17 protein-coding genes are annotated in these 17,873 nt (G+C 62.4%); 6 read left to right on the top strand and 11 right to left on the bottom strand.

Translation table 11 applies throughout. The features are described from left to right. Positions 1-43: 43 nt before the first annotated feature. From sdhA to sdhC, 3 genes are read right to left on the bottom strand one after another with little or no spacing between them, the layout of a single operon-like run. Positions 44-1,807: a succinate dehydrogenase flavoprotein subunit gene (gene sdhA / locus Thiowin_RS05290; RefSeq protein WP_328986694.1), complete on the bottom strand. Its 1,764-nt coding sequence runs from the start codon at positions 1,805-1,807 to the stop codon at positions 44-46. Positions 1,808-1,810: 3 nt separating this feature from the next. After that, the gene (gene sdhD / locus Thiowin_RS05285; protein WP_328986693.1) at positions 1,811-2,176 is read right to left on the bottom strand and encodes a succinate dehydrogenase, hydrophobic membrane anchor protein; all 366 of its coding nucleotides are present in this window, start codon (positions 2,174-2,176) and stop codon (positions 1,811-1,813) included. Further along, positions 2,173-2,571: a succinate dehydrogenase, cytochrome b556 subunit gene (gene sdhC, locus Thiowin_RS05280; RefSeq protein WP_328986692.1), complete on the bottom strand. Its 399-nt coding sequence runs from the start codon at positions 2,569-2,571 to the stop codon at positions 2,173-2,175. Before sdhC ends, sdhD begins: the two co-directional genes overlap by 4 nt. A 151-nt stretch (positions 2,572-2,722) precedes the next feature. Between sdhC and aroK the strand changes: the two genes are divergently transcribed. Both aroK and aroB read left to right on the top strand, forming a co-directional pair. Then, on the top strand, positions 2,723-3,247 hold the full coding sequence (gene aroK / locus Thiowin_RS05275; protein WP_328986691.1) for a shikimate kinase AroK: 525 nt from the start codon (positions 2,723-2,725) through the stop codon (positions 3,245-3,247). A gap of 100 nt (positions 3,248-3,347) precedes the next feature. Next, entirely contained in the window at positions 3,348-4,445 is a 1,098-nt protein-coding gene (aroB, locus tag Thiowin_RS05270) for a 3-dehydroquinate synthase (RefSeq protein ID WP_328986690.1), read from the top strand. A gap of 25 nt (positions 4,446-4,470) precedes the next feature. Here the strand turns inward: aroB and Thiowin_RS05265 are convergent, their stop codons facing one another. Further along, on the bottom strand, positions 4,471-5,160 hold the full coding sequence (locus tag Thiowin_RS05265) for a hypothetical protein (RefSeq protein WP_328986689.1): 690 nt from the start codon (positions 5,158-5,160) through the stop codon (positions 4,471-4,473). Positions 5,161-5,267: 107 nt separating this feature from the next. On the opposite strand from Thiowin_RS05265, the gene Thiowin_RS05260 reads away from it, so the two are divergent. The 4 genes from Thiowin_RS05260 (at position 5,268) to Thiowin_RS05245 (ending at position 7,871) form a co-directional block, all read left to right on the top strand. After that, complete coding sequence (locus Thiowin_RS05260; protein ID WP_328986688.1) at positions 5,268-5,942, top strand: Fe2+-dependent dioxygenase; 675 nt, start codon at positions 5,268-5,270, stop codon at positions 5,940-5,942. Positions 5,943-6,491: 549 nt separating this feature from the next. Beyond that, positions 6,492-6,659 carry a diguanylate cyclase domain-containing protein gene (locus Thiowin_RS05255; RefSeq protein WP_328986687.1) on the top strand — a complete coding sequence of 56 codons (168 nt, stop codon included), beginning with the start codon at positions 6,492-6,494 and terminating at the stop codon, positions 6,657-6,659. A gap of 9 nt (positions 6,660-6,668) precedes the next feature. Continuing rightward, positions 6,669-7,136: a hypothetical protein gene (locus Thiowin_RS05250; RefSeq protein WP_328986686.1), complete on the top strand. Its 468-nt coding sequence runs from the start codon at positions 6,669-6,671 to the stop codon at positions 7,134-7,136. Next, positions 7,137-7,871, top strand: coding sequence for a response regulator (locus Thiowin_RS05245; RefSeq protein ID WP_328986685.1), 735 nt, complete (start codon positions 7,137-7,139; stop codon positions 7,869-7,871). Positions 7,872-7,921: 50 nt separating this feature from the next. Here Thiowin_RS05245 and Thiowin_RS05240 read toward each other — a convergent pair whose 3' ends face one another. The 7 genes from Thiowin_RS05240 to Thiowin_RS05210 all read right to left on the bottom strand — a co-directional run bounded on the left by Thiowin_RS05240 (position 7,922) and on the right by Thiowin_RS05210 (position 17,870). After that, positions 7,922-10,360 carry a sensor domain-containing protein gene (locus Thiowin_RS05240; RefSeq protein ID WP_328986684.1) on the bottom strand — a complete coding sequence of 813 codons (2,439 nt, stop codon included), beginning with the start codon at positions 10,358-10,360 and terminating at the stop codon, positions 7,922-7,924. 32 nt (positions 10,361-10,392) lie between these two features. Beyond that, positions 10,393-11,637 (bottom strand): HD-GYP domain-containing protein, encoded by a 1,245-nt coding sequence (locus tag Thiowin_RS05235; RefSeq protein WP_328986683.1) that lies wholly within the window; start codon positions 11,635-11,637, stop codon positions 10,393-10,395. Between the two features lie 224 nt (positions 11,638-11,861). Next, positions 11,862-12,596, bottom strand: coding sequence for an endonuclease/exonuclease/phosphatase family protein (locus Thiowin_RS05230; protein WP_328986682.1), 735 nt, complete (start codon positions 12,594-12,596; stop codon positions 11,862-11,864). Next, entirely contained in the window at positions 12,574-14,754 is a 2,181-nt protein-coding gene (locus Thiowin_RS05225) for a VTT domain-containing protein (RefSeq protein ID WP_328986681.1), read from the bottom strand. Before Thiowin_RS05225 ends, Thiowin_RS05230 begins: the two co-directional genes overlap by 23 nt. 39 nt (positions 14,755-14,793) lie before the next feature. Then, entirely contained in the window at positions 14,794-16,968 is a 2,175-nt protein-coding gene (gene katG / locus Thiowin_RS05220) for a catalase/peroxidase HPI (protein ID WP_328986680.1), read from the bottom strand. An 86-nt stretch (positions 16,969-17,054) separates the two neighbouring features. Then, positions 17,055-17,453, bottom strand: coding sequence for a response regulator (locus Thiowin_RS05215; RefSeq protein WP_328986679.1), 399 nt, complete (start codon positions 17,451-17,453; stop codon positions 17,055-17,057). Then, complete coding sequence (locus tag Thiowin_RS05210; RefSeq protein ID WP_328986678.1) at positions 17,454-17,870, bottom strand: DUF1523 family protein; 417 nt, start codon at positions 17,868-17,870, stop codon at positions 17,454-17,456. Positions 17,871-17,873: the final 3 nt, after the last annotated feature.

The raw sequence follows: 17,873 nt of genomic DNA, 5'->3' as shown, positions 1-17,873 counted from the left end.
ACCAACGTCCCCCAATCAACCCTTAAACTTCACCCTTCACCCTTCAATAAACCCGCGCCTTGGGCGGAAAGCTGTCCACCGTCAGCGGCTTGGTGCGCACGGGTTTGGCCTCGACCCGATCGCCTTCGCGCCAGAACAGGCTGTGCTTCATCCAGTGGACATCGTCGCGTTCGGGGAAGTCGACGCGCGAGTGGGCGCCGCGGCTTTCCTCGCGTGCCAGCGCCGTGGCCAGGGTGGCCATGCCGACATCGACCAGGTTGTCGAGTTCCAAGGCTTCGATGCGGGCGGTATTGAAGGTTCGGCTGTGATCCTGCAAGCGTGCGCTCTCGACCCGTGCGCGCAGCGCACGCAGCTTCTCGATGCCCTGCGTCATGGTGTCATGGTCGCGAAAGACGCCGCAATGATCTTCCATCAGCTTGCGCAAATCGGCTTTGACCACATGCACGGGTTCGCCGTCGCCCTGGCGCTCCCAGCGCGCGAGCCGAGCCAGGGCCGGCTCGAGATGGTTGGCGGTGAGGGGACGATGATTGGGGTTCTCGCTCAGATAGCGTTCGATGTCCTGCCCAGCGGCGCGGCCGAACACCAGGATGTCCAGCAGTGAGTTGCCACCCAGGCGATTGGCGCCATGCACCGAGACACAGGCGCATTCACCGGCGGCATAGAGTCCGGGGACGTATTCTTCCGGTCCATGGCGAGCCGGCGCCACCACCCGGGCGGCGCGGTCGGTCGGGATGCCGCCCATGGCATAGTGCGCGGTCGGAAACACTGGAATGGGTTTTTCAGCCGGATCGATGCCCTGGAAGACCCGGCAGATGTCGACGATACCGGGCAGGCGCTGATGAACAACATCGGCGCCGAGATGATCGAGCTTGAGCAGCACATGATCACGCTGCGGGCCGCAACCCCGGCCTGCGCGAATTTCGGTCACGATAGCGCGCGCCACCACGTCGCGGCTGGCCAGATCCAGCGCCTTGGGCGCATAGCGCTCCATGAAGCGCTCGCCAGTGGCATTGATCAGATAGCCGCCTTCACCACGCGCGCCCTCGGTGATCAGCATGCCCTTGCCAGCGACGCCGGTTGGGTGGAATTGATAAAACTCCATATCTTGCAGCGGCAAACCGGCGCGCAGTGCCATGGCCATGCCATCGCCCGTATTGATGAAGGCATTGGTGCAGGTGCGAAAGACCTGTCCATAGCCGCCGGTTGCAATCAGGGTGGTTTTTGCCTCGATCACCAGCGGTTCGCCGGTGGCGATATCCAGCACCAGGGCGCCGAGCGCCACGCCATCCTCGTCGCGCAGCAGGTCGACCGCGAAGACCTCATCGAAAAAATGGGTGCGTGCGCGGATATTCTGCTGATACAGGGTGTGCAAAATGGCATGCCCGGTGCGATCAGCCGCGGCGCAAGTCCGCGCGGCTTGCTCGCCACCAAAGTTTTGACTCATGCCGCCAAAGGCGCGCTGATAGATTTTGCCATTCTCGAGCCGGGAGAAGGGCACCCCGGCGTGTTCCAGTTCATAGACGGTCGGAATGGCCTCGCGGCACATGGTCTCGATGGCGTCCTGGTCACCCAGGTAATCAGACCCCTTGACTGTATCGAACATGTGCCAGTGCCAGTTATCCGGCAGCACATTCGCCAGGGCCGCGTTCACGCCACCCTGAGCCGCCACCGTGTGGGAGCGGGTCGGAAAGACCTTTGACACCACAGCGACGCGATAATCGGCGCTGGCCAGGCGCAGGGCCGCGTTCAGTCCGGCGCCGCCGGCGCCAATGATCAGGGCATCGAAATGCCGGTGCTGTAAATCCATGTCTTACCCCATGCCTCCCGATCCGATCACCAGAGCGCGTGCCAAAACCACCGCTTGCGCGGCCCAAAGTCCAGAGGCAAGCAGCATCAGGGCGAACAGGCTGAGTAACCCCATGCGCAGTCCGGACGGCTTGACATAGTCAATCAGCACATCGCGCACGCCGACCCAAGCATGCAGCAGCAGCAGCGGGATATAAAGCAGCAGCGCGAGCGCCACCAGCGGAGAGGCCAGCCAGCCGACGAAGGCTTGATGATCGACGGGGGGGGCGAACATCAGGCGAATAACCAGGTAGCTGCCGAACAGCGCGATATAGACCGCACTCAAGCGCTGTATCACCCAGGCTTTGAGGCCAGAGGCTTGACGGCTCATAGCAACACCCCGCCGAGAATGAGTGTGATCACCAGTCCCGCGCCCAGCGCGAGGGCCGCCGTGAGCCGCGCTTGCTTGAGGTCGATCGCCTGACCAAGGTCCATGACAAGGTAGCGCAGACCCGCGAACAGGTGATGCAAAAAAGACCACAGGAGCACCAGGAGCGCGAACTTAATCAGTGGAGCGCTTAATAGACCAGTGATGCGGTCATAGCCCGCTGGCGTCACCACGGCCGCCCCCAGCGCCCAAGCACCGACTGGGATCGCCAGCACCATGAGCACGCCGCTGATGCGATGCAGAATGGAAACCACCCCGGGCATAGGCAGGCGGATACGCCAAAGCTCGAGAAAGACGGGACGCGGCTGGGCCGTGGTCAGAGGCTGATGGGGGCTCATGTGCTAATGATGGGATCAGAATCAGCAAGGGTTCATTGTGACAAGGGGACCGAACGAAGGCCGACTAGTATAAGCGCGCTCAGGGCGTCCGCGCAGAAAGATTGATCGCTTGCCTTGCCCTGAGTCGGCAAATCTGGCATATCTGTGCGCCATGACATTGCCTCCAAATATTTTTTTGGTCGGACCCATGGGTGCCGGCAAAAGTACCATTGGGCGCCAGTTGGCCGAGACGCTGGGATACGAGTTCCTCGATAGCGATCAGGAAATTCAGCAGCGCACGGGTGTTGATATTCCCACGGTGTTTGAGTTCGAGGGGGAAGCTGGCTTTCGCGCCCGCGAGCGCCAGGTGATCGAGGATCTCACTGAACAGGACGGCGTGGTGCTCGCCACCGGCGGTGGTGCCGTGATGGTGGCCGAAAACCGTCAACGTTTGGCCGCGCGCGGGTTCGTGATCTACCTGCACTGCAGTGCCGAGCAGCAGCATGCGCGCACCGCGCGAGATCGCAACCGCCCCCTACTCGCGAACGAGGATCCCTTGACCACACTGAAAGAGCTGATGGCCGTCCGTGAGCCGGTGTACCGTCAAGTCGCTGACATGGTGGTCTCGACCGAGCGACGGGGAACCGCATCCGTGGTCAAGGAAATCGCCCGTCGGCTGGAAGATGAAACACCCTAAGGTGAGGTTTCAAGAACAACCTGGACGGGTAGGATCGATGAAGCGAAGCGGATCCACCCATCCCACTATGCTCCAGACCAGTCCTTACTCAACCAGCCTCATGAACAAACGGCTCGATATCAATCTTGGCGCTCGCTCCTACCCCATTTTCATCGGCCCCGGACTGCTGCGCGAGCCGGATCTGCTGCGGCCTTGGATCGGCGCCCAACAGGTCATGGTGGTCAGCAACACCACTGTCGCGCCGCTCTATCTGGAGTCGCTGCGCGCTGGGCTGACGGGTCTGCAGGTCGCCGAGTGCATTCTTCCCGATGGCGAAATTTACAAGGGACTGAACACCTGGCATGGCATTTTCGACGCCTTGCTGGCGCGGCGTTTCGCCCGCGACTGCACTCTGATCGCCCTCGGCGGCGGGGTGGTCGGCGACATCACCGGCTTTGCCGCCGCCTGCTATCAGCGCGGGGTTTCCTTCATTCAGGTGCCGACCACCCTGCTCGCGCAAGTGGATTCCTCCGTCGGTGGCAAGACCGGCATCAATCATCCGGCCGGCAAGAACATGATCGGCGCTTTTCATCAGCCGGTGGCGGTGATCGCCGACACCGACACCCTGAGCACCCTGCCCGCGCGTGAACTCGCGGCTGGCTTGGCCGAGGTGGTCAAATACGGGCTGATTCGCGATCCGGCCTTTTTCGACTGGCTTGAGGCCCGGGCCGATGCCTTGTGCAACCGCGATGCCGTCGCGCTGATCGAGGCCATCGAGCGTTCCTGCCAGAACAAAGCCGAGGTGGTCGAGGCCGATGAGCGTGAACTTGGCCAGCGCGCGCTGTTGAATTTGGGTCATACCTTCGGCCATGCCATCGAGGCCGGTCTGGGCTATGGCGACTGGCTGCATGGCGAGGCGGTCGCGGCGGGCATGGTGATGGCGGCGGAACTCTCGCGCCAGCTGGGCTGGCTGGATGCCGCTGCGGTGTCACGCATCCGCCGGCTGCTCACACGCTTCGGGCTGCCGGTGGCGCCACCGCCCGGGCTTGGCGGCGAGCGCATGCTGGAACTCATGGCGGTGGACAAAAAGGTGCGGGCCGGCGCCCCGCGGCTGGTGCTGCTGCAAGGCATTGGCAGCGCCCTGGTCACACGGGATGTCACCGCCGAGCAGATCATGGCCAGTATCGATGCCACCCGTGATCAGTCCGCTGGCGGCTGAGAGACAGTGTGCGAGGGCCTTTTGATCAATCCGCGCGTTGCAGAGCCTCATAACGACTGCTGAAGACTTGTTCGCGAAGCCGCTCGGCTTCCTCCTGGGTTTTCAGCAGGGGGCCGTCCCGCCAGCTTTGCGCGCTGTGATCGAACACCGAGAAACGGTAACCCTTGCCGACCTTGAACACCTTGGTCACATCTTGTCCGGCTTGCGCCATGGCGGCAAGTTTGCTGAGTCCGCGCGGAGCGCCGCTGCAATCCCGCGCGGTGGCCTTGAGCTGCTCGGCAGCCGGGCTGACGGCGCTCTCGGCCTCATCGCCAGCAGCCTGCACCGGTGGTTTGTTTGAGCTTTCGCTCTGTGGTGTGGGTTTAGCGGTGGTCATGTTGTTCGCCGCCGCCGGATGAAAAGAAAACTGATTGTTCTGAATCTCGCCCTGGATGTCGAGTTCCACGGATTTCAGCCCCGGCAGGCGGGCGAGCAGATAGCCGGCCATCAGCATGCCGAGCTTTTCGTTCTCGTTCTCCAGCGCGGTGAGCAGCTTGTCCGCGACAATCTGCCCGCGCTGCAAGCGGTCAGGCGCGGCGACCCAATCACGGCTCATCTGCCAGCCCTGATCCATATCGCGGTCGAGTTGGTCAAAAAATCCGCTGGCCTGGCTGAGCAGGCTCTCGGGGACGTTCAGGCTGAACACCTGGTCGTCAACAATGGCTTCTAGAATCATCAATAATTCTCCGGGCGGCCCTGACATCAGTGTTGCGTCGATCATAAGGACCGGCAGGCACTTTGACCACCGTGCCAGCGCAAAGAACCACCCGAGGTGATCCATTTATGTTGCTGACCATCCCTGAACTCCTCAACCAGGCGCAGCTCGAGAAACTGCAGCAGCTGCTGGAGGGCGCCAACTTTGTCGATGGCAAACTCAGTGCCGGCTTCGCCGCCGCGCGCGTCAAGCACAACCAGGAGCTGGCTGGAGAGCCCAAGCGCATGGACTTGCTCGCGCGCATCTTGATGGCGAGCCTCGGGCATCATCCGGTGTTTCGTTTCGGTGCCCTGCCGCACCGGGTGGCGGAGCCCATTGTCGCGCGCTATGCGCCGGGCATGACCTATGGTGCCCATATCGATGATCCCGTCATGGGCACCAGCGGCCCGCGCTTTCGCACCGATCTGTCGCTCACCGTGTTTCTGAATCCGCCCGAGTCCTACGCTGGCGGCGAGCTGACCATTCGCACCAGCTTTGGCGAACGTGCCATCAAGCTCGCGGCGGGCGACGCCGTGCTCTACCCATCATCGAGCCTGCACTGGGTCGCGCCCGTGACTCGGGGCGAACGCCTGGTCGTCCTGACCTGGATTCAAAGCTATGTGCGCGATCCGGCCCAGCGCGAACTGCTCTACGAACTCAACCAGGCCCGCGAGCAGTTGCTGAAAGATGCGCCCGAGGCCGGGCATACCGCCTATGTGGATCGCTCCTACAACAACCTGCTGCGCATGTGGGCGGAGTTGTAAAGGCGCCGCAATTCCAAATTTGGGTGTCTTATTCGGTGTAGAAGCGGCTTCCAGCCGCTTCATGACGCGCCAGGATGGCGCGTCTACTGATCACCGGGTGCTTGAAAACGAAATTTGGAATTGCTGGTAAAGAAGTTTCTATTTGTGAATGAATTGTGTTGGCAAAATCCAATCTCCGCGCGGAAGAAAGACGGCGCGATCGGGTAACGCAGCAGCCGATGGCGGATCAGTGAAACATCGCTTCCGACCTGTCCGCCTGTTGCGGCAATCATGAACCCGGGTGTAAACTTTAAATAAGCGGATACCAGTCTATTGTGTTTTCTATCCTGCCTGTTACCCATCCGTCTGGAGTTATCGATTTGTTGCCGGACAAGGATGGCACTGAAAACAGCACAGGCCAACTCCCGTTCAAATCCAGTTCAAATCCAGTTCAAATCCAGTTCCGGACATCAAGCATTGCAACCATGCGTGAAGTGTAATAACACAGGGTAACGTACTAAAACACGCAGCCCCATATCGGCTAAAATTATTTCTTAAATCCATGTTTCAATGATATCTAACACAGCCAACACAAACTTTTATGACCGCGCCACCGACTTGCCCAACCGGGACTTTTTTCTCGAGTCTCTGCAACGCCTGCTTGATCAGGGCGACACCACCAATGTCAACGTCCTGGCGGTGGAAATGGATGCACTCAAACGGGTCGGCATGAGATAGGGGCAGGCGGTGACCGAACCCCTGGTGCGCGACATCTCACGACGACTGCTCACCGAGCTTGGCATGGAACCGCCCAGACCGCCGCTCAAAGCTCCACTTGCAGTGAATCCCCAACAACCGCTGCTGGCGCGCATCAGCGACTCGGCCTTTGCGCTCCTGACCATGGGGGAGACGGGAGAAACCCTGGCGCTCGGGCAACGCTTGCTGACGGGACTCAACCACCCGTTGGAATTGGCGGGCATCGACCTGCCGATCAAGGCCAAGGCCGGGCTGGCCGATGCGCGCGGGACCGATCTCGATGCCGATACCCTGCTGCGGCACGCGCTCGCCGCGGCGGCCAGCGCGCGGCATGAATCAGGTGGCGTACAGCCTTACCGGTCCGATCCGTTGGAACGTGACACCTTTTTGCATCTGCTCGACACCAACTCATCGCCACGATGGAGGGCTCTGCCATGTCCACCACTTACCGATTATTGATTGTTGATTGTTGAGGATGACCCGGTGGATACCGAAATCATCCGCGAATACCTGAAAGAAACACCCTACCTACTGGAGTGCGCCAGCGACGGCGAAGCCGCTTGGTACCTGCTCGATGCCGAACCGGAGCGCTTCGACGCCATTATTCTTGATCGCGTGATGCCGCAGCTCAGCGGCATCGAGGACTGCTGCGCCGGCTTTGATTGGCGGCGCTATCTGGACTTCGACCCCGAGCGGATGTTTCACGCCGGCATTGCACCCGCTGACACCGCGGAGAAGCGCCAGAACAAAGCAGTCAACCCCGAGCCGCCCTTGGTTGATTGGACCGCGCTACGGCAGCGTTTCGAGAGCTCACCGGGCTTTGTACCGCGCCTGCTTCAAACCGCCATCAACAGCCAGCGAGACACCCCAGGGCGGATTCGGGCAACGGCGGCCAGTGGGGAGCTTGATGCCTTTTTCCGGCTCACCCACGCCATCAAGGGCTTTGCCGGCAACCTCTGCGCCGAGCCGCTGCGCGAGCAGGCTGACCGTCTGTGCGAACAAGCCCGAGGCGGTGACCATGGCGCCCTCGACAGCGCCGACGCCCTGGCCAGCGCGCTCGAGTGCCTGCTCAAGGAACTCGCGCGCCAGGTCGAGACCAGCACAGCTGATCGCCGAGATGCCGTGGGCCAACAGAGGGCCCGCGAAGGCGATAAGGCACCCAGGCATTCAGATGAAACCAGCCCACCGGGATGATGTGCCCATCAACAAAGCGGAAAATCAAACCGGCTCATCAAACTGGAGGATCAAAGCAGGCGCTCGCACAACGACACAAACGCCTCTGGCGCAACGGCCGGGGAGCATAAATAGCCTTGATATTCATCGCACCCGGCGTCCAACAGGAATTGGCGCTGACGCTCGTTCTCGACACCTTCGGCGATGACGCGCAAATTCAATGAGTGCGCCAGATTGATCACCGCGGTGGCAATGGCCGCGTCGCTGTCATCATCGGGGATATCGCGCACAAAGGATTGATCGATTTTGAGTTTATGGAGGGGAAAGCGTTTGAGATACCCCAGGCTCGAATACCCCGTCCCGAAGTCGTCAATCGCGAGCTTGACGCCCAGATCCGCCAGCGCCTTGAGTCGCACCAAGGTGTCATCGACGTGCTGAATGAGAATCGACTCGGTCAGCTCGAGTTCAATCTGCCCGGGCGGCAGGGTGCTGGCGCCAAGAAGCGCCACCAGGGAGTCAACAAAACCGGCATGGTGAAATTGCACGGCGGAGACATTGATCGACAGCGTCAGACGCATACCGCGCGCGTTCCACGCCTCGCCCTGCCGCAAGACCTCGCGCAGCACCCAGGCACCGAGAGGAATAATAAAGCCCGTCTCTTCAGCTATGGGGATGAACTGAGCGGGTGAGACCGCGCCCATGGTCGGATCGGTCCAACGCAGCAGCGCCTCGGCGCCGATGAGCTGACCGCTGCGCAGATCGAGTTGCGGCTGATAGGCCAGGTGAATCCGCTGATGATCGAGCGCCTCGCGCAGGGCATGCTCGGTCTTCACGCGCGTCAACAGATCGAAATTCATCTGTCGCCGATAGAAACGAAAATCGCCGCGCCCGCGCTCCTTGACGTGGTACATGGCGCTGTCGGCGTTCTTGATCAAATCGTCCAGGGTCTCGCCGTCCTCCGGGTAGATAGCCACCCCGATACTGCACCCCAGGGAAAACTTCATATCTTTGATTTCAAAAGGCCGCGACATGGCCTCGAGCAACCGCCGCGCGATTGTCTCGGCACCCGCGCCATCGCTTTGGTGCAGCAGCAGGACGAACTCGTCTCCACCGAGACGCGCGGTGGTATCGACCCGACGCAGAGTGCAGGTAATGCGCCGCGCCACTTCAATCAGCACTTGATCGCCGAAGACATGGCCAAGCGAGTCGTTGATCTGTTTGAAACGGTCGAGGTCAATGAAGAGCACGGCAAAGTGGGAGCGCTCGCGCCGGGCAAGACTGATAGCAAACTCGATGCGCTCGCTCAGTTGCGCCCGGTTGGGTAGCCCGGTTAGCGCATCCGTATAGGCGAGTTGTTCAATGCGCTGGCGGGCAGCCACGGTTTCCGACAGGTCTTTGGTAAAACCGACATAGTTCGCCGGCTCGCCATCGCTGCCAGCAACTCGCACCAGAGAAACCAGGCAGGGAATAGCGCGACCGTCTTTTGTGCGTTGCTCGGTCTCGCCCTGCCAGAATCCATCGCGCTCGAAGGCGCGGTCCAATTCCAAGTTCAAGGCGAGCTCACCAATCAGCGGCTGCAAGCGCTCCAAGGGGTGGCCAGAAAGTTCAGCCGCTGCAAAGCCTGTCAGACGCTCACAGGCAGGATTAGCCGCTTGCACGCGAAAATCAGGACCAGTGATCATGATGGCATCGAGACTGGCATCAAAGACACGAGATGCCAGCTTTAGCCGCTTTTCGTCCGCAAGACGCTGTGTAATATCGCGAAAAGAATACACCCTACCAATGGGATTGCCGCGAGCGAACTGCGGCAAGGTGACGCGCTCCAACACCCGCCCGATGCTCAGGCCAATAATATCCGTTGCCTCGCGCAGGGGATCGCCGAGGATGGCGGCGAGGCGCCCGGCATAGGCATCGGCGTCTAGCACCTGATCCGCCATCCAGGCATGCACGGACGCATCGTTGCGCTCGGTCAACAAGCTCTCTGGCAGAGCCCACAACTCAGCGAAACGTTGATTAAAACCGCGAATACCACCCTCAAGGTCCGCCACCAGAATGCCATCGGCGGTGGATTCGAGCGTGGCGCGCAACTCCGCGACCAACTTTTCCAACTCTGTTTCAGCCGCCTGACGGTCGCTCTGATCACAGAACCCAACAAAATAGTAGGTGATGTGATGACGGCAACGAACCTGGCTAATTCGTCGTTGCACGTTTACAAGGGTACCATCCGGGCGGCGGACCATGGTCTCGGAGTGCAAGTCCTGGGCGCGGCCAGCGGCGACTTCTTCCCAGAAAATGAGATCTTCGGGAACGTCCGCCAGATCGATCACCCGCTGGCCAATCAGCTGCCGCACCTCCCTACCGTGCAGTTCCGCCGCGACCCGGTTTGCCGCGACAATACGCAGTGCCCTGGGCTCAACGACCAGCACACCCTCAATCAAACCCTCGATGGCACCCTGCCACAGCTCAATGCAATCAGCTGCATCAGCACAGCCAAGGGGGTTGGGGGCCATGGCATCGTCCCGCGAATGATGTGGCGGTCCCATCAGCCGCCAGCCCGCTGCTCGAGTTGCCGCGCGCGCTCAAAGAAATAGCACATGCGTTGGCGCGGCGAGAGATAGTCGAATACCGCTCGCGGGAGCTGCACAGGTTTGATGCTGGCGCGAATGCCCAGGTCGTCGTGTTGTTCCAAGTCAATCACAGGGGCGTGCCGCGCCGGCACCCGCGGCTCGTGAATCAATAACCTTGGTTTTAGCGGTCGCGCGGCATTGACTGACACCACTAGGGCATAGCGGCTATCGGTTAGCTGCACCACGGACCCGGGAGGATAAACGCCCATCATGCGGATAAAGGCCCCGAGAATGCCCGCATCAAACTTTTCTCTGGATTGCGCGTACATCAAGGCCAGCGCCCGATGCGGCGTGGCCGCTGCCCCCGGATTGGGCGGGTTGCACAGACTGTCGTAATGGTTGACCAGCGCCACGATGCGCGCCCCGACTGACTGCGCCTCGCCGCGCAGGCGTCCAGGATAGCCACTCCCGTCGGCATATTCGTGATGCTGCGCGATAATGGTTCGAACCTCCCCGTCCAATTGCATGGCGGCGGCCATCTCGGTGCCAAATTCAACATGCTGCCGCAGCAGACCACGTTCGGCCGACGACAGCTCATGCTGCCCCCAGCGAATGCGCGAGGGCAATTCCATTTTGCCAATGTCATGCAATAGCGCCCCCACCCCCAGCCGCTTGAGCGCATCGGCATCCAAGCCAAGGCTCTGGCCAAGCAACAAGGAAATCACTGTCACATTGACCGCGTGCAGGGAGGAGGCTTCGCCGGCATTTTCAGACAGCAGGCGAATCATGGACTCGCCTTGATCGAGCAGACTGTCAACCACGCCGCCCACCATGGCGTCGGTTTGCGCCCGCGCCGCCAGCGGGTCGGTCTTGACCTGCGCGAGAATCTCCCGATAGGCGCGCGAGGCTTGATTGAACTCCCGATCGCAGCGCGCCAGACTTGCATGCTGGACCAGCAAGCGCTGTTCGGCCGCATCGACCTTGGTCTGGGGCGCGCGCGCGGGCGCCTCGGTCGCGGGTGGTTCGGGGAGGTCACTGCGCTCCGGTGACCAACGCAGTTGCTTCAGCCCCAGACCGCGAATGGTATCGATCTGGCTGTCCGAGCTGATCTTGAAGTTATTGACCGAAAACGGATGGGCCATCCAGCCGAGATCAAGAAAGACATACATGCCGACCCGGAGCTGATCAACATCGATGAATTGTGCCTGGCTCTCACTCATCGCCTCACTCGATCTGGCTCACGTTCTGCCTGCGGATGATCCCAAGGAAGCGGACCGGTATGGCCGAAGTATATCGCAGAAAACCCAGCCCACCTGGACCACGAACCTAACCGATAAGATGTGTTGCTCGCAGTCACTGCCGCAGCTGTGAAGACCCATGTCAACAAAGATCGCCAGACCGACGTCACCGATGATGATGACGGTCCAGAACTCGGTCAAGCGGATCAAGCAAAACGCGCCCACAGCGGGCGATGGTCCGAGGCCTGGCTACTCACTGGACCGCGCTCGACGCCCCAGGCCCGCAACTGCAAACCGCCGGCGTAGAAGATCCGATCCAACGCCAGCAACGGCCAGCGGGCCGGATAGCTCGCCCGCGCGGGCACGGCTGACAGACGCATGCGCAGGGGCTTGAGACCCGGCGCGAAGGGAACCCAATGATTAAGATCGCCGAGCAGCACCAGCGGCGGGCGCGGGTTCAGCGACTGCCAATGATCGATGCGCCGGGCGAGTTGGGCCACCTGGAGCCGCCGCTCGCGCATCCCCAGGCCCAGATGGGTCGCCATCACCCACAAGGTTCGCACGCCCGCATGGAGTTCCGCCTCGATCAGCCCGCGCGGCTCGCGCCCTGGCACGCTCAGATCCTGCCGCTCGCGCGCAACGACCGGCCAACGGCTGAGCAGCAGGTTGCCATAGTCGGCATCTCCATTGCGCAACGTGGGATCAAACAGCAGTTCATAGCCAAGCGCGGTCAGGCGCGGCAGCAGCGCCAGGGTGTCGGCCGAGGGCGCCGGTTCGGCCGGTGTTTCGACCTCTTGCAGGGCCAGCACATCGGCATCCATGGCGGCGATCACCTGGAGTATCCGCTCCCAGTCGCGACGACCGTCCGCCCCCAGGCCGCGATGAATATTGTAGCTTGCCACCGAGAGCACGCCGCGGTTAGTCCCCCTTTTCTTTCTCATTCTCACTGGCGCTGGCCAGCACACGCCGCCCCACCCAGAACAAGCCGCCAAGCGCCAGCACCCCGACCAGCAGCAGAGCCAGGGCACGCGGATCGGCGCGACCCAGCACGGCGATCAGCCCCTCGGCAAAGACCGTCAAGGCCAGGATGCCGGGCAGCATGCCGATCAGGGTGCCGAGCAGATAATCGCGCCAGCGCAGCGGCAGCACACCGGCCACCAGATTGAGCACCGCGAAAGGCGCGACAGGCACAATGCGCACCGTGAGGATAGTCAGCAGCCCACGCTGGCCCAGACGGTGCGCGATGCGCGACACCGAAGGCCCGGCCAGGCGTTCGAGCAGACCACGCCCGAGCCAGGCGCCGAGTTCACGCCCGGTCGCCGCCGACAGGGTCGCGCCGGTCAGGGACACCAGCATGCCGGTGAGCGGATCGAACAAAAGCGCACTGGCCAGAATCAACAGGGTCACCGGCACCGCGAGCAGGCTGGCGAGAGCAAACCCCAGGGTGGCCAGGGGCGGCCCCCAGAGGGTGCCTTGCATGCTCGCGGTCGCCGTGGCCAGCGTCCGAGGGTTCAACCAGCTGCCGAGCGGTGTCCAGCGCCAGAGCGCGGCCAGCGTCAGAAACAGCGCCAGGATGCCGAGCGCCGCCGTCAGCCGGCGGCGCACCGGCGTGGCCTCGGGATCCTCGGCGATCAGGCTGGTGACCCGCGCCGGATCGAGCGGTCGGTCGGGATCGACCAGGCGCTCATCGGGCATTTGACGCTGCCAGTCAGGATCGACGCGGCCATCAAGCGCGACCAGATGCGGGGCGGAGCCATCAGTGAGGCGCGCGCGCAGCTGTTCGATCGTAGCGATCAGTCCCCTACCCTGCTCCCCGTCCTGTTTCCGGTCCTGCTCCCACATGGCGGCCTCCTGCCGCTCCACCTCGGCCGGTGTGAGTCCTAGCCAGGGCGCCAGCAGCCGATGGCGCAAGGCGGCGATGGCGCTCTGCTCGGCGGCATCACGCGCCTTGACGCTGAGATCGCATTCACTGTCCAGACCCATGGAGCGGTCACTCAGATTAGCCGAGCCAACGCGCAGGATCCGATCATCGGCTATCAACAGCTTGGCGTGCACCATGGGCGTGCCCTCGACCAGGCCGGGCACTTCCGGGCAGTAAACCTTGAGCCGCCCATGGCGATCAGCCCGGCGCAGACTCGCCAGCCGGCGGGCGCGTATCACATCCATGGTGCGCTGTTGCAGCCAACTGCCGGTCTGCTTGGGCAGCAGGATCACAATCTCAGGCCCATCCGACCGCCGCAGCGAGCGGCACAGGTCGGCCACCGGCACACGCGCGGTCAGATATTGGTTTTCAATGTACAAAAAGCGTCGCGCGGCGGCGATCTGGGTGCGATAGAGCCGCTCGACCTCGCGCACTTCGGGCATATCCCCATGGGCTGGGAAAGTACAGGCGATGGTCACCGGAATGTCGCGCAGCAGTGGCTCGACACCAGGTGGCCAGGGGTCCGCCGTCGCTGGTCCGGTCGCGCAGGCCTCGGCCAAGCCGGAACCTGCCCCGGCACGTTGCCAGCGTGTGATCAAGAGCTGCTCGAGCGCCTCGGCCGCGTCCCCATCGACCAGCAATTGCACATCATGAAAGGGCGGATAGGGCGCGCCCTTGGGATCGCGTCGATGCGGCTCCTCGGCCCGGTGCGCCGGGGTATCCCAGCGCCATTGCCCGAGATCGAAGCCGCCGTTATAGGCGATGCGACCATCGACAGCGACCAGTTTCTGATGTTGGCTGGCTGCCAGAGGATGGGCGGAGTCCTTGCGAAAATACAGGCGCGGATGCCCTTCCCAGGGATCGTGACCAAAGAACAGCGGTTCGCGCTCCAGGGCGTAGATGGGGGCATAGTCCCACAGCAGGATGAAGACTTGCAGATCAGGCTCACGCGCAAGCTGATGAATCAGCAACGCGCCGAGCTCGCGCGGATGGCCGTCATCGGCGCCGCCGCGCTGTAACAGAATGCGGCTGTGCAGATCCCAGGCGGCGATGATGATCCGCCGGCGCGCGCGCAGGATGGAAGCGCGCACGGCGGCGAAATAGGCCTCGCCATCGACCAGGGCCGCCAGACGCGCGGCCTGCGCCGCGCGCGGCTGTTCGGGCAAGTGTTCAAGCATTTCGGATAACCTGATGCGCACCGAGCGCGGTGCCCTGATTTATGCCAGATCAAAACGATCCGCGTTCATGACTTTGGTCCAGGCGGCGACAAAGTCGCGCACGAACTTCTCGCGATTGTCATCCTGGGCATAGACCTCCGCGTAGGCGCGCAGGATGGCGTTGGAGCCGAACACCAGATCGACCCGGGTCGCCGTCCACTTGACCTGATCGCTCTTGCGCTCGCGGATCTCGTAGAGGTTGTTCGCCACCGGCTCCCAGCGGTAGGCCATGTCGGTGAGATTGACAAAGAAGTCGTTGGTCAGGGTGCCCTCCCGATCAGTGAAAACGCCATGCTGGCTACCGCCATGATTGGCGCCCAGCACCCGCAGGCCACCGATCAGCACAGTCATCTCGGGAGCGGTTAGTCCCATGAGCTGAGTGCGATCGAGCAGCAGCTCCTCTGCACTGACGGCATAGTCTTTTTTCAGCCAGTTGCGATAACCGTCGTGGATGGGTTCGAGCGGCGCGAAGGAGTCTGCATCTGTCATGTCGTCGCTGGCATCGCCGCGCCCGGGCGCGAAGGGCAGGCTGATCGAGAAACCTGCTGCTTGGGCGGCCTGTTCGATCCCGAGATTGCCGGCCAGCACGATCACATCGGCCAGGCTGGCGCCGGACGCGGCGGTGATGGGTTCGAGCAGGCCCAACACCTTGGCCAGACGCGCGGGTTCGTTGCCCTCCCAGTCTTTCTGTGGTGCCAGGCGGATGCGCGCGCCATTGGCCCCGCCACGCATGTCCGAGCCGCGGAAGGTACGGGCGCTGTCCCAGGCGGTGGCGACCATCTCGGCGATGCTCAAGCCGCTGGCGGCAATGCTGGCCTTGACGGCATCGACATCGTAGTCGGTGCGTCCCGCCGGGATGGGATCCTGCCAAATCAGGTCTTCGCTGGGCGCCCAGGGGCCGAGGTAGCGCGCTTTCGGACCCATGTCGCGATGGGTGAGCTTGAACCAGGCACGCGCGAACACCTCGGAGAGGTAGGCGGGATCCTGGTGGAAGCGCTCGGCGATCTGGCGATACACCGGGTCCATTTTCATCGCCATGTCCGCATCGGTCATGATGGGGTTGCAGCGAATCGAGGGATCCTCGACATCCAAGGGTTTGTTTTCGTCCTTGATGTCGACCGGTTCCCACTGCCAGGCGCCGGCGGGGCTCTGTTTCAGCTCCCACTCGTGGTTGAGCAGCATGGCGAAATAGCCGTTGTCCCACTGCGTCGGGTGGGTGGTCCAGGCGCCCTCGATGCCGCTGGTGACGGTATCGCGACCAATGCCGCGCTTGGTTTTATTGACCCAACCAAACCCTTGATCCTCCAAGGGCGCCGCCTCGGGCTCGGGGCCGAGCAGAGCCGCGTCGCCGTTGCCATGGCATTTGCCGACCGTGTGGCCGCCGGCGGTCAGGGCCACGGTCTCCTCATCGTCCATCGCCATGCGCGCGAAGGTCTCGCGCACATCGACGGCGGTCTTGAGCGGATCGGGCTTGCCATCGACGCCTTCCGGGTTAACGTAAATCAGCCCCATCATCACGGCGGCCAGGGGGTTTTCCAGGTCCCGCTCGCCAGCGTAGCGGCTGCCCTCGCTGTCGCTGGGCGCGAGCCATTCTTTCTCGGAGCCCCAATAGGTGTCTTTCTCGGGATGCCAGATATCCTCGCGGCCGAAGGCGAAGCCGAAGGTCTTCAGCCCCATGGACTCATAGGCGACAGTGCCGGCGAGAATGATCAAATCCGCCCAACTAATCTGGTTGCCGTATTTCTTTTTGATCGGCCACAGCAGCCGGCGTGCCTTGTCGAGATTGGCGTTATCCGGCCAGCTGTTGATGGGCGCGAAGCGCTGGTTGCCGGTGCCAGCGCCGCCACGCCCGTCGGCGATGCGATAGGACCCGGCGGCGTGCCAGGCCATGCGAATCATCAGGCCGCCGTAGTGGCCCCAGTCGGCCGGCCACCAGTCCTGACTGTCGGTCATGAGCGCATGCAGGTCGCGCTTGAGCGCCTCGGCATCGAGCTGCTGGACGGCGGCGCGATAGTCGAACGCCGCGCCCAGAGGATCGGTCTTGCGATCATGCTGATGCAAAATATCGAGATTCAGTGCCTTGGGCCACCAGGCCATGTTGCTGCTGGCGGCTGTTGTGTTGGCGCCGTGCAACACGGGACACTGGCCAGGTGAGGTGGTTGTGTTCTTGTCCATATGTTTTTCCTCGCATCGTGATGATTGCGGCTTTGCTTGGGTGATGTATCCAATGATGAGTAGGACGCATCTTAGGTCGCGCCCGACTAGTCGGCTAATCGTTTGAGGATATCGCCGGCAGCGCGTTTGGCTCCGCCGAGCACCACCGTCAGGCGATCAAGCGGACAGGGTTTTTCCAAAAAGTCATAGGCGCCCAGGCGCAGGGCGCGCACTGTGTCGGTCACCCCGCCATAGCCGGTGAGCAGAATCCATTCGCCCGGCACACCCTGCCCGCGCATGTCCTCGACCAGATCGAGCGCGTAGCCATCGGGCAGGCTCATGTCGGCGAGGATGACCAGCGGCTCGAAACCGCGGCCGACCAGAACGTCGCGCGCCTCGGCGAGCGTGCCGGCGGTGCGTGTCTCCCAGCCCTGACGGGCGAAGTGACGCGCCAGCTCATCGGCGAGCAAGCGTTTGTCTTCGAGAATTAGCAGTGGGTTGGCCATTTAGGTCGAGACACGCGCGGCCTCGTCTTTCGTCGGTGCTTTGCGACAGCGTTCGGGCGCGTCGATGGAAACGGCATTCGGGAACATGTCGAGCCAGGGAATACGAAAACCATAGCCGTTAACGGTGACCGCTTCCCGCGGGCATTCGCGTGTCACGCGACTGGCGATGGATTGCAGACTTGCGGAGTTGAATTTGAAATACGGCGGCGCAAAGCCGGCGTCGGCATTCTTGAAAATCAGGGTATCCGAGGTACCGGCCTTGACGGTTTCAATGCGGTACTGCACCTCGCGCCCGTCGCCAGTCACGCCGGTAATCTGCACCTCCCAGGAACTCGGCCCCCAGCGCAGCCACAGGAAACAGAGAATAAGGGCAGCGACAGTCGCCGCGCCGATGCCGAGTTTGCGTTTCATGGTCATGGT

This window comes from Thiorhodovibrio winogradskyi, from assembly GCF_036208045.1.
GTDB classification, from domain to species: Bacteria; Pseudomonadota; Gammaproteobacteria; order Chromatiales; family Chromatiaceae; genus Thiorhodovibrio; species Thiorhodovibrio winogradskyi.
Note: the sequence above shows the minus strand (reverse complement) of the source record. Positions and strands in the feature narration are given on the sequence as shown.

What these genes read in the sequence shown, in the direction of transcription:
- sdhA (WP_328986694.1), bottom strand. Translation starts at nt 1,807, where the DNA reads ATGGATTTACAGCACCGGCATTTCGATGCCCTGATCATTGGCGCCGGC.
- sdhD (WP_328986693.1), bottom strand. Translation starts at nt 2,176, where the DNA reads ATGAGCCGTCAAGCCTCTGGCCTCAAAGCCTGGGTGATACAGCGCTTG.
- sdhC (WP_328986692.1), bottom strand. Translation starts at nt 2,571, where the DNA reads ATGAGCCCCCATCAGCCTCTGACCACGGCCCAGCCGCGTCCCGTCTTT.
- aroK (WP_328986691.1), top strand. Translation starts at nt 2,723, where the DNA reads ATGACATTGCCTCCAAATATTTTTTTGGTCGGACCCATGGGTGCCGGC.
- aroB (WP_328986690.1), top strand. Translation starts at nt 3,348, where the DNA reads ATGAACAAACGGCTCGATATCAATCTTGGCGCTCGCTCCTACCCCATT.
- Thiowin_RS05265 (WP_328986689.1), bottom strand. Translation starts at nt 5,160, where the DNA reads ATGATTCTAGAAGCCATTGTTGACGACCAGGTGTTCAGCCTGAACGTC.
- Thiowin_RS05260 (WP_328986688.1), top strand. Translation starts at nt 5,268, where the DNA reads ATGTTGCTGACCATCCCTGAACTCCTCAACCAGGCGCAGCTCGAGAAA.
- Thiowin_RS05255 (WP_328986687.1), top strand. Translation starts at nt 6,492, where the DNA reads ATGATATCTAACACAGCCAACACAAACTTTTATGACCGCGCCACCGAC.
- Thiowin_RS05240 (WP_328986684.1), bottom strand. Translation starts at nt 10,360, where the DNA reads ATGGCCCCCAACCCCCTTGGCTGTGCTGATGCAGCTGATTGCATTGAG.
- Thiowin_RS05235 (WP_328986683.1), bottom strand. Translation starts at nt 11,637, where the DNA reads ATGAGTGAGAGCCAGGCACAATTCATCGATGTTGATCAGCTCCGGGTC.
- Thiowin_RS05230 (WP_328986682.1), bottom strand. Translation starts at nt 12,596, where the DNA reads ATGAGAAAGAAAAGGGGGACTAACCGCGGCGTGCTCTCGGTGGCAAGC.
- Thiowin_RS05225 (WP_328986681.1), bottom strand. Translation starts at nt 14,754, where the DNA reads ATGCTTGAACACTTGCCCGAACAGCCGCGCGCGGCGCAGGCCGCGCGT.
- katG (WP_328986680.1), bottom strand. Translation starts at nt 16,968, where the DNA reads ATGGACAAGAACACAACCACCTCACCTGGCCAGTGTCCCGTGTTGCAC.
- Thiowin_RS05215 (WP_328986679.1), bottom strand. Translation starts at nt 17,453, where the DNA reads ATGGCCAACCCACTGCTAATTCTCGAAGACAAACGCTTGCTCGCCGAT.
- Thiowin_RS05210 (WP_328986678.1), bottom strand. Translation starts at nt 17,870, where the DNA reads ATGACCATGAAACGCAAACTCGGCATCGGCGCGGCGACTGTCGCTGCC.